We start from the raw sequence: 17,953 nt of genomic DNA, 5'->3' as shown, positions 1-17,953 counted from the left end.
TTAAAAATATAAAACATTGAAAGGTACGAAAATAATGATTATTGTAAAATATCCATCATATAAAGATAAAGATGTAAGTATCTCAAATCTACTAAGACAAGACAGAAACAGTAGCATTTTTATTGATAGAATTATTGCAGAATATAAAGATGAAAGACCTAAAATAAATACGATAGAAATAGAAACCATAAATAGATGTAATAATGATTGTAGTTTCTGCCCAGTAAATAGAAATGATGATACTCGCGAATATAGAAAGATGGATTCAGAGTTATTTTATAATCTAATTAATCAATTAGAAGAGCAGCAGTATGATGGACATTTAAGTCTCTTTTCGAATAATGAACCTTTAATAGATGTTAGAATTTATGAATTCTTAGAGTATGCATATAAGAAACTACCAAATGCAACACATATACTCTACACGAACGGACTGATATTAGATGAAGAAAAGTATAATAAAATCATAAAATATCTAGATTATTTGGTTATTGATAATTATAGTGATGATTTAACATTACTTCCAAATGTAGAAGCTATTGTAAATAATCATAAGGGTGATATATGTAATTGTAAAACTGCAGTACTAGTTAGAAAAAAAACACAGATACTTTCAAGCAGAGGTGGTACCGCACCTAACAGAGATGTTAGTAATCTTAGATTCAGTTCTGGATGTATATTACCATTTATGCAGATGATTATAAGACCTGATGGGAAGGTAAGTAAGTGCTGTCAAGACGCATTAGGTAAGACAACTATTGGTGATCTTAGTAAAATATCTATACAAGAGCTATGGGAATCAAATGAATATAGTGAATTCAGAGATTCTATGATATGTAAGGGAAGAGATAGTATAGAATTATGTAGTAAATGTGATCTATTTGGACTTACAAATTATTTCCCAGAATATTGGATTTCAAAAGGTGTACAGGTATTGGCTGATATTGCATGGGATAAAAGACGTAAAGAAAACAAAAAAATCTATGTTTATGATCAAACGAAAACTTCAAAAAAGGTTGTTCGATTATTAGCTTTACACGGCTTAAAAGTTGATGGAATTCTATTCAATAATGATATAGAAAAATTGAATCTAGAAAAATCATTTATTATTTTCCCATCATACGAAAATGATATATTTGATAGAATTGATCCTTTGTGTGAATTGGTAGGAAAGTCATATCTTATTTATGAAGACATTAATAGTAGTTTGCACACAGAGTTTATAGATGAAGATGTGAATAAAGAATTAGATAATTTTATTAATTTTTTAACAGCAATAAAAACTAAAAAAGTTGTAGTTTTTGGTACAGGATTTTCTGCGATAAAGATATGCAAAACATTTCATATAGAACCTGCTTATTATATTGACAATAATAAAACTAGATGGGGAACTGAAATGGATGGCATAAAGATTGATAGCCCAAATGTGTTAAAAGAAGAAAATACTCAAGAAATTGCAGTTGTAATTGGAAGTCTAAAATATAAAGAAATGTATGATCAGTTAGTTAATGAAGATATTTGTAGTCCAGAAGTAATATGGGACGGATTACAATATGCTGACCTAATATAGGGATACACTTATATTTTATGTATTGAAAATTAAATATAGAGGTGTAAGTGTGAACTAAATAATTTTTATCTTTACTAATTTTGAACTATTAAATTTCTGAATAGTTCAATAGTAATTGAAAGGTGTGGGCATTAAAATGAGATATAGTTTGGACAGTTTAAAAAAACAAATTAATAGTATAGGGTCGATAGAAATTGTGAGTTTTGATATATTTGACACAGTTTTATTTCGTACAGTTAAGAAACCATCAGATGCTTTTCTTATTATAGCTGACCATGCAAGAAAATTAAGAATATTAAATGAGTATATTTCAGATGAAGCATTTAAAAATATTAGAATAGAAGCTGAAAAAAGCGCTAGATATAATAAAAAAATACTGAATATGGATACGGAAGTAACATTAAAAGAAATATATAATTGTATGCCTAAAATTATTTCCTCCATTGACAGAATGGTGGAGATTGAAATTGAAGTTGAAAAACACGTATGCTATTTAAATTCATTAATGGCAGAACTAATTAGTTATTTGCATAGTGTAAATAAAAAAATAATTTTTACTTCTGACATGTATCTAAATAAACAACAGATAACAGAAATATTAGTTGAAAATAATTTTGATATTCAGTTAATTGATGATATTATTGTCTCCTGTGACTATTTAAAATCAAAACGAAGTGGAGAATTATATAATATAGTTTTAGATAAATATAAAGCAGATGCAAATCAGGTGATTCATATTGGCGATAATTATACAAGTGATATAATATCAGCACATTCGTATGGTATTCATACGATATATTATGATGTAATTAGCTGTGATGATACATTAGAAATGCAGATGGAAGAATTAAAATATGGAGATTTAGTTCCAGAAATTTATTCATTAAGAAAATATTTATTATCTATGGATCTTAAATATAGTGAGGAAGAGAGAAAATGGTTTGATATTGGAGCCTGTGTTATGGGACCGTTACTTTCAGCTGCCACAGAGTGGGTTTTGGACACAGCAGATGAAAACAATATATTGAATATATATCCTTTAATGAGAGAAGGTAAAATACTCAGCAAGTTGTTAGATCAGGCACAAAAGGCTAGAAATACAAAATATAATATTAAACCTACTTATGTTTCTAGAAAGGCGTTATTATTACCGTCTATACAACATATTGATAAAGAACGTATAAAAGAAATTCTTAATATAAGATACATAAAAATAAAAGACGTATTTCAATTATTAAATATAGAGGAATTAATGAATGAATTTATTGAATATTCAGATTTAGAAGTGCGAGAATCACGTGGAATAGATATGAATTCATCTACTATTGGAAATGCTTTAGAGGAGTATTTGTTAAGTGACAAAGTTAGTTCTAGTATTAATAGTAAAGTTAAAGATCATGCAGACTTAGCTTTTAATTATTTAAAGGATGTTGGTTTACATAAAGAATGTATCACTATTGATTTGGGATTCAAAGGTACAATACAGTGTGGTATTGAGCAATTATTAGGAAAATATAATATATCTAGTAATAATATTAATATGTTAATATTTGCATCTAAAAATTCTGTAGAAACAGTAATGAAAAATATAGATTTAAGAGGATATGCTGGTACATGCGGTGAAAATGATGATCTAATAAGTTTAATTAAGTTATATCCTTTTATTCTAGAACAACTAATGATGTGTGATGAAGGTACAACAGTTGGATATGTAAAAGAGGATAATAAAGTAAAACCGATTACAAAAGAAATTGACTCCATTGCAGAAAAGCAATTTTTATTTGTTGATTTGTGTCAACAAGGTATATTAGCCTATCAAAAAATATATTTAGAAGTTTTGTCAAAAAAGAAATATTTAAAAAGCCTAAATAAAAGAGAGTTAACAAAGATTATATGTAGAATGCTCAATTCACCAACTTTGGCAGAAGCATTACTTTTATCAAAATTAAATCATGAGGAGAATTATGGAGCAGAATCTTTCAAGCAGATATGTAGGGATGAACATTTAAAACTTATTAAAGATAAGGGCATAGAATATTTTTGTTCATCTGTTTCACCAAGAGATGTATTATGGTTAGAAGGGCTTATAGTACAAGCAGATCCTTTATATTATTTTAATAAAATTGTTGAAAATTCAGAATCTAATTATGAAAAAAGTATATTAAAAATTATTAAAAAGATATCTGATGCCAATGTGAGTGAAATTGTAATAATTGGTGCAGGAGAAGTAGGTCGTAAGGTGTGCAAATATTTACAATTATATGGAATTAAGGTAGAAGCATTTATTGATAATAATAAAAAATTACATGGACATTGTATAGAAAATATACAGGTCAAATCTATGAATACTAAATTTAAATCTAATAACTTTATTATAGCTTCATTTGCTTTTATTACTGAATTGAAAAAACAAGCAAATGATACTTTAGGTAAGAATATTGCATTATATTATCAGGGGATGTAAAGATTAACAACACAATAGTAAGCGAATAGATATTAATTATTATACTAATAAAGGAGATAATATTATGAAAAAAGGAATTATTGCAAGCGTTTTAGTTGTAATTGGTTCAATAGGAGGAGCCATTGGAATGTCTTTTTTAAAGAATGGAAAAGTATCCAATGAAATTCAAAAGGTCAATAAGTTTAAAGGATATTATCAAATTTTAAATCAGTGGTTGATTATAAAACAAGAAGGAAAATCATTAGAGGAATACTTTGTAAATAATAATTATCAATCAATTGCAATTTATGGTATGGGTGAACTTGGATGCCGTCTATATGAAGAATTAAAAGATAGTAGTATTAATGTGAAATATGCTATTGATAATAGTGCAATATGCGCATATTCAAACTTAGAAGTTTTAAGCCTTGAAGATAAACTTGATGACGTAGATGCAATTGTTGTAAGTGCAGCGTTTGCTTTTGAAGAAGTGCAAAAAGAGTTAACTAATAAAATTAATTGTCCAATAGTATCTATAGAGGATGTTGTTTTAGAAAGTTAATATTTAATTACAATAAATGAAATTAGAAATTGAGAGGTTGCTCTATGGAATTAATAAGTATTGTTGTTATTACGTATAATTCTCAAGATACAGTTATTGAAACATTAGATAGTATAAAGAATCAGACATATGCTAACAAAGAGTTAATAGTTTCTGATGATTGTTCCACAGATAATACAAGGGCTATTATTAAAGAATGGGTAAAACAAAATTCTAGATATTTTAAAAATATAAAATGTATTAAAACTAAACAAAATAAAGGAGTATCAAATAATTGTAATGTTGGAATAAAGAATACCACAGGTAAGTATATTCAACTTATTGCTGGTGATGACATTCTTTTACCTACTGCGTTACAAGAAAAATATAATTTTGCAATAGATAATAATTTGGATTTTGTATGTTGTAAGGTCGAAGTGTTTGGGAAAAATATAAATAAAGTTAATGCGATGAAAAGGTTTTGTGAGAATGGTTACAGGATTCTAAACAATGATTGGGAAAATCAATATAAAAATATTTTAATAGATAATTATATTGCAGGGCCATCTGGAGGATTTTATACAAAAAAATTGTATGATGAGCTAGGAGGTTTTGATAATAGGTTCCCCTTTTTGGAGGATTATCCGTTTTTAGTTAAATTATTATCTAGTGGAAGAAGAATTATATTGATGGATAAGGTGTTAGCTAAGTATAGAATGTCAAATTCTTCATTATGTACGACAAATAATACAAGTTTTAATAAGAGCGTTTCTAGTTTCTTTTTAAAAGTAAGATGGAAACTATTGTTAAAAAATGGGATGTATAAAGAAATGATTCAACAAGCAAAATTATATATTTAAATATAAATAATTAGAAGAGACATGAAGATAAAAGTAAAAATGAAGTGTTTGATGCTTCGGAGTTACAATATTAGAACATACAAGAGTGTATTAATACATTCTTGTGGGAGGCTATTTTGATTCTGGAGTATAATTATATCTAAAAAGAATAAGGTGTTATGCTTTGACATACTTAAATCAGATTGAACGAAAATAGGCGGTTTGTAATGGGATTAATGTGTTAATATGTAAATAAGGTGAAAAGGAACAACAAAATAGTTACGGAGAAACCATCATGAATAATGAAATAGTGTTATGCTATACAGAGACTGTAGATTCAAAGTCTAATGTTTATAAATATCTAGAAGATTTAGATAGTAAAGGGTATGAGGTACATTTATTTAGTAACACCATTACTAATCATGTGTTTCCACATGTTATTTTAAATAATTTAGATCAAATATATGAAATTGATAAAGAGTATATATTTTTAAGTGATATAGAAGAATTATTTGGACTTGTATACAGAGTGTATCATCAAACATTTGCAAAATTTATCTATTTTCAACAGAATAAACATGACTTTATAAGTATAGAATACATAAATGATCCCATATACAGTTACTTAAGTAAGTATTGTGATTTACAAGAAGAGCATTTGAACAAACCAATTTATACTAATATAGATAAAGATTCAATGGTATTTATAGAGTATAAAAAGTTTCCATTAACAGATCTTTATGAGCAGGCAAATATAAATGATATGGATTCATACATACAAAAGTATTATTGGATAGATGATAAATTCTATGTATTCGAACCAAAGCCTAGTAATGATAGAATAATATTCGGAGCAAACTGTAACATAACACCATCTATTACAAACACGGAATATATTTTCAATTATTCATCTGATTTGATAATAAAAACGTATGAACATTTACAAAAGTGTAAAGTTGGAGCAGATAGTTATGAATTAGAGCGTAATGGACATAATATTGAAAATCAAATAAGATCACTTACAAAATACAATTTTACGTTTATTATTCGAATATTAGAGGATTTCGAGTGTTTATATGATGATAGTTTGATTTTTCAAGCAATATATCTACTTTCTATGCTTGCTGAGATTACCAAAAAACCAACTTATTTAGAACAAATATTAAAAAAGTCCATTACAAGTTCATTATTAACAGTAGAAAATAAATATTACATATACCAACAAATAAAGTCCTTTGGATTTTATCAGCCTTTAGAGGGGATTAATTATATTGATGAACTAAAAACAGATTTATATCGTAATATATATAAAGCATATTATGATAAATTAAGTGATACTTTAAAACCAATTCCTTTAAAAGAAAGAAATAAAGATATAGTTATCATATTTACCTATCAATTCTTAGAGAATACTCATCCACCTACGCATACTACACTAGAAAGAGCGTATGATCTTCAAAAAAGCATGGGTAAGAAAGTAATTATTATAAATACGCGTGAAAATATTACAACATCAGGAATTTGTCCATTTTATAACTTACTAATTGGTAATTGTAAATTAGATTTATCTGAACGTTCAGAGGTAGTATTCCGAGACGAAACATTTGATTTCTATCAACCAGTAAAACCAATGCCTGATTATAATGAGATTAAATATTTAATAGAGTTAGTTAAGAAATTAAAACCATACCTTATTCTAAATATAGGATGCAGCAGCATCGTAGCTGACATATGTGGCAACTTAGTTCCTGAAATATCAATTCCTGTTGTGGGTTCTTCCTTACCAATGACAATGAGTAAGTTCTCTGTCTGGGGTAGAAAGGTAAGAGAAGAAGAATGGGAGGATTTATATAAAAAGGGTTATGATAAAGATTCTATTATAGAAAGTACATTTACATTTGATGCCAAGCCAGATAATATATCTAAGTCAAGAGATGAACTTAACTTGCCTAAGGATAAATTCTTGATGCTTATTGTAGGTAATCGCTTAGATTATGATATTACAGATGAATATATAAAATGTGTGAAAGAAACATTTGATATGGGAACTCATCTGGTTATAGCTGGTGATTTTGATAAATATGAAGAATTTTGTGAAAAGTACGAAGGATTAAGTGAGAACTCTACTTGCTTAGGGAGAGTAAATAGTATTAATCCAATTTATAAAAATTGCGATTTATATGTTAATTCCAAAAGAGTTGGAGGAGGTACATCCTTAGCAGAAGCGTTCTACAATGGATTACCTTGTGTTACGATAGATTTTGGTGATATTGCTGTAGCCACAGGGGAGGATTTTTGGGTTAAAGATTATGATGAAATGAAAGAAGTAATAAGAAAATATGTTACAGATAGCAATTTCTATAATATTATGAGAGAAAAAGCTATTAAACGTGCAGATGATTTAACCAATTCAGCTAAAGCATTAAAAGAGATAATTAGCAAGGCTGAGAAAAGTAAATACTTCTTTTAAGTTAATATTTAATTGTTAAATTTCTTCTTAGGGCTACTATTATCTATATATCTGTATTTTAAATTCTATGATATAATAGATAGTATAGAATCTGAATTATGAGATATAAGGAGAGGTAAATTTGCATGTTCTATATCATAATAGCATTATCCATTTTCGTTCTAGATTATGTTCTAAAAAAGTACATAGAATCCAACAAACAATATGGTCAAGAAGAGAAAATCCTAAATGGTCATATTATAATTAACAAATATCATAATAAAGGTGGAATGCTTAACTTACTTGAAAAGAAGCCTAATATCATTGTTAGTATATCGGGTGTACTTTTTGGCATGTTACTTCTTGTTTTTGGACTAATAATAAGACGAAGGGGAAATATATTGCTAAAGTTAGGTATGGCATTAACAATAGGTGGGGCAGCAAGCAATCTCTATGATCGACTTGCAAAGGGGTATGTTGTTGACTATTTTAGCTTTAAAAAAATAAAGAATGTAGTGTTTAATATATCGGATATATCTATCTTTATTGGAACCTTTTTGATTGCATTAGTATCTACATTTAAACGTAAATAAATATCCCCTATCACTTTCTAGAGATTCTTTCTGAATCTTACTGGTAAAGTGATAGGGGATTATTTTTAGTCTATTTCTCTACTTCCAAAGCAGCCCCAATAAATCCTTTGAAAAGTGGATGAGGTCTATTTGGTCTAGACTTAAGTTCTGGATGCGCTTGAGTAGCAACAAACCAAGGATGATCTTTTATCTCAATCATCTCAACAATTCTTCCATCAGGAGATAATCCTGATAAAGTCATACCCTTCTTTTGTAGATCATCTCTATAGTAATTATTTACTTCATAACGATGTCTATGTCTTTCATGAATAATGTCTTTTCCGTATACTTCATAAGCTTTGGTATCTTTCTCAAGATGACAAGGATAAGAACCAAGTCTTAAAGTTCCACCAAGATCCTCAACACCATCTTGCTCTGGCATTAGATGGATAACTGGATGAGTAGTACCAGGATCTAACTCAGCACTGTGAGCATCTGCGAATCCAACCACATTTCTTGAGAATTCTACGATTGCAAGTTGCATTCCAAGGCATAGACCAAGGAAAGGAATCTTGTTTTCACGAGCATATTTTATAGCAAAGATTTTACCATCGATACCTCGATCACCAAATCCACCTGGAACTAAGATACCACTTACATCACCTAATAATTCAGATACATTTTCTTCTGTTACTGTTTCAGAAGGAATCCATTTGATATTAACTGAGGCATTATGCGCAACAGCACCATGTTTTAAGGATTCTACAACACTAATATAGGCATCATGAAGTTGAGTGTATTTACCAACTAATGCTACAGTTACTTCTCTTGTTGGATTCTTAAGAGCATGTACCATGCTTTCCCATTCAGCTAAGTCTGGTTCTGGACAGTCAAGGTGTAAGCATTCACATGCGATGTCTGCTAGGTGTTCTTTCTCCATCGCAAGAGGAGCTTCATATAAAGTTTCAACATCAAGGTTTTGAATAACATGATGTTTTGGAACATTACAGAATAATGCAATTTTATCTTTTAGTCCGTTTTCTAAAGGAAGTTCCGAACGACATACGATAATATCTGGTTGTATTCCCATCCCTTGTAATTCTTTAACGCTTGCTTGAGTTGGTTTTGTCTTCATTTCTCCAGAAGATTTTAAATATGGAATTAGTGTAACGTGAATAAGGATTGCATTTTCACGTCCGATATCATGTTGGAACTGACGAATGGATTCTAAGAATGGTTGGCTTTCGATATCTCCAACTGTTCCACCAACTTCAATGATTGCAATTTGTGTGTCTTTGGAACCGTCATTACGGTAGAAACGACTTTTAATCTCATTAGTGATATGAGGAATTACTTGAACAGTTCCTCCACCAAAATCACCTCTACGTTCTTTGGATAGTACAGACCAGTAGATCTTACCAGTTGTTACGTTAGATTGTTTGGTTAAGCTTTCGTCGATAAATCTTTCGTAGTGTCCAAGGTCAAGGTCAGTTTCAGCTCCATCATCTGTAACGAATACCTCTCCATGTTGTATTGGATTCATAGTACCTGGGTCAATATTGATATAAGGATCAAATTTTTGCATAGTTACTTGATATCCACGTGCTTTTAATAACCGTCCAAGTGAAGCTGCCGTAATCCCTTTCCCTAATCCTGAAACTACGCCACCTGTTACAAAAACATACTTAACAGCCATTTCATACTTCCTCCTTTTATTGTAAAATAATAATTAATAATGTTATAAGAACCACCAGTGGTGGATCATGTGTAAGCTAGAGTGAAAAAAGTATTTCACGCCCTTGATTTATATGTCGCTAATGGCGACAGTTGGGAGCTAGTGTGATTTAAAGAGAGAGAGACTCTAAGTAGAAAAGAAAATAGGAATTTATTGTCTTTTTTAGTATCTCTTATATAAATCCAAAATAAAATATACAGAATAAATCATACTACCTAATGATTTATTTCTAAAAATATCACGGATATTCTATTTTGGATTTACACAAGTAAATATAAAATTGTCCATCTAAGAATAAAAACAGAAAATCTTTCTAGATCTGTAAAAGTAGAATCATCACTAGCAAGATTTATGAGAGAAAAGATGTGAAAAAATACTTTGATTTAATACATCTTTTAATATATTACTATTGGTCGTCTAAAAAATCAACTTTTACATTATACAACTACTCAACAAAGAAATCTAGTACAAATTTTATTTTTTCTTAGTTTTTATAAAGCAAACTAATGAATCCTATAATGATTCTGCGAAATTATGCTTTCTAATTAATAATATAATCCCCAGTTTTTAATAATATAATTAGTAGCAAAGAAAAAATGATTTCACAAGATTTTCATGTTTAGAACATAAAAATTTAAGAGATTATTATATTGATTTATAAACACACTAACATTATAATTGATGTGGTACAGTATAAAATAAAATGCACAGTTTTTAACTAAGTTTTCAGAGTAACAAAAGTTTACTTGTGAGATAGTGGTAATTGTAAGAATGGATTCGTTTCATTCATCATTATTAATATGGAATAAATCTTTCACACTCCTTATTGAAAAGCGGACAGTGGTCACATAAAGGAGATATAGAGAAATTCAGATGAATTCATATTCAAACTTTTAATTACAGAATTCAAAAAATTGTTTTAGACAGGAGGAATGGGATGGATAACAAGAATGAGAAGAAAAATAATTCGAATAAGATGAATATTGTATTTTTAGTAATCGCTACATTGAGTATTTTATTTATGTTTTCTTTTATGTCTCAACAGCTAAAAGAAAGTACAACCAAAGAAGTCTCTTATGATCAGTTCTTAAAAATGGTTGAGGATGGAAAGGTTGATAAAGTAAAGATTAGTGATAATAAGATTACGATAACACCAAAGGATCAACCAAATAGTGCTTATAAGATTACTTATTATACAGGAAGAATGACAGACCTTAATCTAGTGGATCGATTATTAAAGGCAAATGTTAAAATCAGTCCTGAGATTCCAGACACGAAAGCTAATATCTTAGATATCTTTGTTGTATATATTTTACCATTTGTACTAATATATCTTGGACTATGGTTAGCTTACAAGATGATTTCGAAGAATAGTGGCGGAATGATGGGAGTTGGTAAAAGCAATGCCAAAGTCTACGTAGAGAAAGAGACTGGAGTAACATTCAAGGATGTTGCTGGACAAGAAGAAGCAAAAGAGTCATTAACAGAGTTGGTAGACTTCCTGCACAACCCTGGGAAATATACTAGAATAGGTGCGAAGCTTCCAAAAGGAGCATTACTCGTTGGACCTCCTGGAACAGGTAAGACATTACTAGCAAAAGCAGTAGCAGGAGAAGCTCATGTACCATTCTTCTCACTATCTGGTTCGGATTTTGTTGAGATGTTCGTTGGTGTTGGTGCATCACGTGTTCGTGATTTATTTAAGCAAGCACAACAATCTGCACCATGTATTATTTTCATCGATGAAATTGATGCCATTGGTAAGAGCCGTGATAGTCATTACGGTGGCGGCAATGACGAGAGAGAGCAGACATTAAATCAATTATTATCTGAGATGGATGGATTTGATACCTCCAAAGGTTTGGTTATCTTAGCTGCAACTAACCGTCCAGAAGTTCTTGATAAAGCACTTCTTCGTCCAGGACGTTTTGACCGTAGAGTAATAGTTGATCGTCCAGATCTAAAGGGTAGAGTAGATATTCTTAAAGTACATGCGAAGAATGTATTGATGCATGATTCTGTTGATTTAGAAGCAATTGCTCTAGCAACAGCTGGTGCAGTAGGTTCCGATCTTGCCAATATGATTAATGAAGCAGCAATCATGGCAGTAAAAGATGGAAGAACCGTTGTAAAACAAGAAGATTTATTTGAATCTGTTGAAGTTGTTATTGCAGGTAAAGAGAAGAAAGATCGTATTCTTGGTAAGAAAGAGAAAAAAATCGTTGCATATCATGAGGTAGGTCATGCATTAGTTACTGCATTACAGAAGAATTCAGATCCAGTTCAGAAGATTACAATTGTCCCAAGAACCATGGGATCTCTAGGTTATACAATGCAAGTACCAGAAGAAGAAAAATATCTGATGACCAAAGAAGAGATGATTAATGAGATAACTACTTTATTTGGTGGTAGAGCTGCAGAACAAGTTATATTTAAATCAATTACAACTGGAGCATCGAATGATATAGAGAAGGCAACGAAGCTTGCAAGAGCGATGGTAGCACAATATGGTATGTCAGAGAAATTTGGTCTTATGGGATTAGAATCTGTCGAAAATAAATATCTAGACGGTAGACCAGTTCTTAACTGTGGTGATTCAACTGCAAGCGAGATTGATAAAGAAGTAATGAAGATATTAAAAGAATGTTATGATAAAGCAGAAGAGATGATGGCAAATAACATTGATGTTCTTGATAAAGTAGCGGAATTCTTATTAGAGAAAGAAACAATCACTGGTAAAGAATTCATGAAGATCTTCCATGAAGTAAAAGGTACAAGCGAAGAAGAACTTAAAAAGTTAGAAGACAATTCAAGTGAAGATGGTATGGATAAGTCAGAGATTGAAACAGATAAGAAGGCTGATACAGATACCTTAACTTTAGATAGTGATGATTCTGTTACTAATGATGAGAATAACGCAAATGATGATCATACAGATTTAATTTAATAAGCCAAACTTCGTAGCTAAAAAGATACATTAACTTACCATAGAGGGCTTTGATGACATATAAATCTGAGGTGTGAAATGTTTTTTATTTCACAATATACTTTATAAATTCAGGCGAAACAGTATATTAATTACCATGATTTAAAATTTTACATCGTCGTGACTTTGACGAGTTTGTGAAGCTACTTATGTTATATCAATTTAATTTAGATATAAAAAGTTCGCTGTTTGACGAACAAAGTGAGGAGTTCGAACTTTTTATATCTGTTTTTGTCAAAGTGATAAAACATTAGTAGTTTCCAAACGAGGAAATGGAACGTAAGATGAAAAATTTTCAATCATGGTAATTTAGATAACCTACCCTCTGAATTTATCAAGTATTCAAATAAAATGTAACTTACAACTAAACAAACAATTATTCATATGCACCTAATGCCACTGCGACTTAGGTGCATATTTTGTAAAGAACGAAGAATCCTATTTCAATACAAGGGTAGAGTTAGGATTCTAATCAGAGAAAGGGTAAGCATATGAAATATAAAGTACTAGTATTAGATATCGATGGAACCGTAACGAATTCAAATAAGGAAATCACGGAAAAGACGTTAAACGCAATTATAAATATTCAAAAACAAGGCTGTACTGTTGTATTAGCATCTGGAAGACCAACACCTGGAATTATGCCAGTTGCGAATGAATTAAAACTTAGCGAATATGGTGGATATATCTTATCCTTTAATGGTGCAAAGATTATTAACTGTAAGACAAATGAGATTATATATCAGAAGACATTACCACTTGATATTGTGCCAACCATTTATGAAGAAGCAAAACAAAATGAAGTTGGTCTAGTTACTTATGAAGGAGATAAGGTGATCTCAGGCACTGGTGTAGATGAATTTGTAATTAAAGAAGCAAATATTAATAAAATCAATATAAAAGAAGTAGATAATTTCCCGGAATACGTAACATTTGATATTAATAAATGTTTAATGACAGGAGAACCTAAGAAATTAGAAGCTTTAGATAAAGAATTGAATGGAAAGTATGGTGAAGGCTTAAGTATCTACCGTTCTGAACCATTTTTCTTAGAGATTATGCCAAAGAATATCGATAAAGCATATTCCTTAGAACAATTATGTAAACATCTACATATTACAAAGGATGAGATGATAGCAGTAGGTGATGGCTTTAATGACTTATCTATGATACGTTATGCTGGACTTGGAGTAGCAATGGATAATGCTCAAGATAAGGTAAAAGAAGTAGCGGACCATATCACAAAATCAAATGATGAAGATGGTGTTGCATTTGTTATCGAAAAATTTATGATGAAATAACGAAACTAGGTGAAAATAATGTTTGATATCGAAGAAGAATTAAAGAAGCTACCTGCAAAGCCAGGTGTTTATATCATGCATGACAAACATGATACGATAATCTATGTTGGTAAGGCTATTAGTCTTAAGAATCGAGTGAGACAGTATTTTCAAAGTAGTAGGAATCTGACTCCAAAGATTGTGCAGATGGTTAGTCGAATTGATCATTTTGAATATATTATTACGGATTCAGAACTAGAGGCTTTAGTTCTAGAATGTAATCTGATTAAGGAGCATCGTCCAAAATATAATACCATGCTTAAGGATGACAAGACATATCCTTATATTAAGGTAACAGTGAATGAAGCGTTTCCAAGAATCTTATTCTCAAGACAAATGAAGAAGGATAAAGCCAAGTATTTCGGACCATATACAAGTGCTGGTGCAATTAAGGATACCATAGATCTTATTCAAAAGATATTTAATATCAGAAATTGCAATCGTAATCTTCCGAAAGATATTGGAAAGGAAAGACCGTGTCTTTATTATCACATTAAGCAGTGCAAAGCACCATGCCAAGGTTATATTAACGAAGAAGAATACAAAAAATCAGTGAATCTGGCCTTAGAGTTCTTGAATGGTAATTATTCTTTAATTACAAAGTTACTTGAGGAAAAGATGTTAAAAGCATCCGAGAATCTGGAATTTGAAGAAGCAGCAGGTTATCGTGATCTATTAAATAGTGTTAAACAGATTGCACAGAAACAAAAGATCACAAGTTCCGAGATGGAAGACCGAGATATTATTGCTTTTGCAAGGGCTGTGGATGAAGCTGTTGTACAAGTATTCTTTATTCGTAGTGGTAGATTAATTGGAAGGGAGCATTTTCACGTTACTGGTGTTGAGCATGATTCAAGAAGTGAAGTATTAACAAGCTTTGTCAAACAGTTCTATGCAGGAACACCATTTATTCCGAGAGAGTTAATTCTACAAGAGCCAATACTTGAAGAAGAGATTATAACCGAATGGTTAACGAAGAAAAGAGGCCAAAAAGTCTATATCAAGGTTCCTCAAAAAGGCGAGAAGAATCGATTAGTTGAACTTGCTGAAAAGAACGCTTCTTTAGTACTACAACAAGATTCAGAAAAGATAAAAAGAGAAGATCAGAAAACAATTGGTGCTGTAAAACAGATTGCAGACATGTTGGAGATTCCATCCATTGCTCGAATGGAATCCTTTGATATATCAAATATCAGTGGCTTTGACTCTGTTGGGTCTATGGTTGTATATGAAAATGGAAAACCAAAGCGTAATGATTATCGAAAGTTCCGTATAAAATGGGTAAAAGGTGCTGACGATTATGCCAGTATGCATGAGGTTCTGACAAGAAGGTTTACTCATGGACTGAAAGAAGAAAAAGAATTACAAGAGAAGAATATTGATATGGACTATGGAAGTTTCACAAGATATCCAGACTTAATTCTTATGGATGGTGGTAGAGGCCAAGTAAACATTGCATTAAAGGTTCTAGATGAACTTAAACTTAATATTCCTGTATGCGGGATGGTAAAAGACGATAACCATCGTACCAGAGGCCTTTATTATAATAATAAAGAGATTACGATTGATACCAAAGGTGAGGCTTTTAAACTAATCACTAGAATTCAAGATGAAACTCATAGATTTGCAATTGAGTATCACCGTTCCCTAAGAGGAAAAGGACAGGTGCATTCAATCTTAGATGATATAGAAGGCATTGGAGAAGCAAGAAGAAAGGCATTAATGAAGCATTTTGGTTCAATAGAAAGTATTAAAGAAGCAAGCATCGAAGAGCTAGCTAGAGTAGCTTCTATGAATGAACGTAGTGCTAAACAGGTATATGATTTTTTTCATTAATTTGTATCACTTGACTGGTTGCTATTTTGTATATTGTGGGACATTATTGATGACATGGTAGAATTGTAACATTAATGTAAAGCGATTAATCAAATGAATTGCAGATTATGTTTCGTTATGGTAGAATATTGAAGAAAGAAAAAGAAATATTATATATATCAGATAGCAAAGAATATTTAATGTATAATAATGATTTAAGGGTAAAAAGCCTTTCATAACATACATTGTGTAAATTGATGTATAATTATTAATTTTGGCGTAGTCCGTCTGAAAGTAACGCTTATATTTTGTCAAGACTCAAAGCGAAAATAGGAACGAGAGTGAGTAAAGTTTATAAATACACTTGTCACTTGTTATGAGGCTTGTAAAAAATATGTAAAGTTTATTAATAAACTTTTTGAAGGAAAGGTAGCCTAAATTCATAATTATACAGCGATATACACTCAGTAAACTATAATAAGGCTTTTATCCCTCGAAGCATAACAATGAGAGAGGTTCTTTATAAATGCATAAGAACTGATCTGTGAACCAATAGCTATGGCTCTTGGTCAAGGGGAAAAGGAGGAAATCATGTACTCAGTAGAACTAAAGAAATTAATTGAAAAGATGAAATTAGAAAATTGTACTCCTGATATTAACATCGAAGATATTAAAATAGCTCAAACAGATGTAAATCGTCCAGCATTACAGCTTGCAGGGTTCTTTGAACATTTTGATTCTGACAGAGTACAGGTAATCGGTCATGTAGAACATGCTTATATGCAAAAGATGGAGAAGGATCATGGGATTGGAATCATGAAGAAATTGCTTGAATACAAAGTCCCATGTATTGTATTTTGCAGAAACTTACCAATTACAGATGAGCTTATTGAGCTTGCAACAGAATATGGAGTTCCAATTTTAAGAAGTAGCAAAACAACTTCTTCCTTTATGGCGGAAGTAATTCGTTGGTTAAATGTCGAACTAGCTCCAAGAATCTCTATACATGGAGTATTGGTGGATGTTTATGGTGAAGGCTTATTAATTATGGGAGAGAGCGGAATTGGTAAGAGTGAAGCTGCTCTTGAGTTAATTAAGAGAGGACACAGACTTGTAACGGACGATGTTGTTGAAATTAAAAAAGTTAGTGATGATACACTAATTGGTACAGCACCAGATATTACGCGCCATTTTATCGAATTAAGAGGTATTGGAATCATTGATGTTAAGACCTTATTTGGTGTTGAAAGTGTTAAAGATACTCAATCCATAGATTTAGTCATTAAATTAGAAGAATGGAACAAGGAACAAGAATATGACCGTCTTGGATTAGATGAAAAGTACACTGAATTCTTAGGAAATAAGGTAGTATGTCATTCTATTCCTATCAGACCAGGCCGTAATCTTGCAATTATTTGTGAATCAGCAGCGGTTAACTATCGTCAGAAGAAGATGGGATACAATGCTGCTAGAGAATTATATAATCGTGTTACGAATAACCTTAAGAAAAAAGATAACTAAGAAATTAGATTACGTCATATTCATTGGAAGAGAGCTTGCATTTTTGTAAGTTCTCTTTTCCAAGAAAATATATAATCTAAAATATTATAGAAGAAACTGGGTAACTGTATACTGAACAGTTATGAAAACAATCAATATGTGT

General features: G+C 30.7%; 11 protein-coding genes. 10 read left to right on the top strand and 1 reads right to left on the bottom strand.

Annotated features, from left to right (window positions below; translation table 11 throughout):
* Positions 1-34 precede the first annotated feature (34 nt).
* The 6 genes from bsdtb5_RS19310 (at position 35) to bsdtb5_RS19285 (ending at position 8,435) form a co-directional block, all read left to right on the top strand.
* Positions 35-1,570 carry a radical SAM/SPASM domain-containing protein gene (locus bsdtb5_RS19310; protein WP_271713587.1) on the top strand — a complete coding sequence of 512 codons (1,536 nt, stop codon included), beginning with the start codon at positions 35-37 and terminating at the stop codon, positions 1,568-1,570.
* A 148-nt stretch (positions 1,571-1,718) separates the two neighbouring features.
* Positions 1,719-4,034 (top strand): HAD hydrolase-like protein, encoded by a 2,316-nt coding sequence (locus tag bsdtb5_RS19305; RefSeq protein ID WP_271713586.1) that lies wholly within the window; start codon positions 1,719-1,721, stop codon positions 4,032-4,034.
* A 64-nt stretch (positions 4,035-4,098) separates the two neighbouring features.
* Entirely contained in the window at positions 4,099-4,575 is a 477-nt protein-coding gene (locus tag bsdtb5_RS19300) for a hypothetical protein (RefSeq protein ID WP_271713585.1), read from the top strand.
* Between the two features lie 44 nt (positions 4,576-4,619).
* Complete coding sequence (locus tag bsdtb5_RS19295) at positions 4,620-5,414, top strand: glycosyltransferase family 2 protein (protein ID WP_271713584.1); 795 nt, start codon at positions 4,620-4,622, stop codon at positions 5,412-5,414.
* A 274-nt stretch (positions 5,415-5,688) separates the two neighbouring features.
* Positions 5,689-7,863, top strand: coding sequence for a glycosyltransferase (locus bsdtb5_RS19290; RefSeq protein WP_271713583.1), 2,175 nt, complete (start codon positions 5,689-5,691; stop codon positions 7,861-7,863).
* Positions 7,864-7,988: 125 nt separating this feature from the next.
* A complete protein-coding gene (locus bsdtb5_RS19285) occupies positions 7,989-8,435 on the top strand; it encodes a signal peptidase II (RefSeq protein WP_271713582.1) in 447 nt (148 codons plus the stop codon).
* A 70-nt stretch (positions 8,436-8,505) separates the two neighbouring features.
* Here bsdtb5_RS19285 and bsdtb5_RS19280 read toward each other — a convergent pair whose 3' ends face one another.
* Positions 8,506-10,110 carry a CTP synthase gene (locus bsdtb5_RS19280; RefSeq protein ID WP_271713581.1) on the bottom strand — a complete coding sequence of 535 codons (1,605 nt, stop codon included), beginning with the start codon at positions 10,108-10,110 and terminating at the stop codon, positions 8,506-8,508.
* Positions 10,111-11,086: 976 nt separating this feature from the next.
* Here bsdtb5_RS19280 and ftsH point away from each other — a divergent pair.
* The 4 genes from ftsH (at position 11,087) to hprK (ending at position 17,811) form a co-directional block, all read left to right on the top strand.
* Positions 11,087-13,096, top strand: a complete 2,010-nt coding sequence (gene ftsH, locus bsdtb5_RS19275) for an ATP-dependent zinc metalloprotease FtsH (protein ID WP_271713580.1) — start codon at positions 11,087-11,089, stop codon at positions 13,094-13,096.
* Positions 13,097-13,626: 530 nt separating this feature from the next.
* On the top strand, positions 13,627-14,436 hold the full coding sequence (locus bsdtb5_RS19270; protein ID WP_271713579.1) for a Cof-type HAD-IIB family hydrolase: 810 nt from the start codon (positions 13,627-13,629) through the stop codon (positions 14,434-14,436).
* A gap of 18 nt (positions 14,437-14,454) precedes the next feature.
* Positions 14,455-16,311, top strand: a complete 1,857-nt coding sequence (uvrC, locus tag bsdtb5_RS19265) for an excinuclease ABC subunit UvrC (protein WP_271713578.1) — start codon at positions 14,455-14,457, stop codon at positions 16,309-16,311.
* A gap of 570 nt (positions 16,312-16,881) precedes the next feature.
* Positions 16,882-17,811 carry an HPr(Ser) kinase/phosphatase gene (gene hprK, locus bsdtb5_RS19260; RefSeq protein WP_271713577.1) on the top strand — a complete coding sequence of 310 codons (930 nt, stop codon included), beginning with the start codon at positions 16,882-16,884 and terminating at the stop codon, positions 17,809-17,811.
* Positions 17,812-17,953 lie beyond the last annotated feature (142 nt).

This window comes from Anaeromicropila herbilytica, assembly GCF_016591975.1.
GTDB lineage: Bacteria > Bacillota > Clostridia > Lachnospirales > Lachnospiraceae > Anaeromicropila > Anaeromicropila herbilytica.
This window is presented reverse-complemented; position numbering and strand designations above follow the sequence as displayed.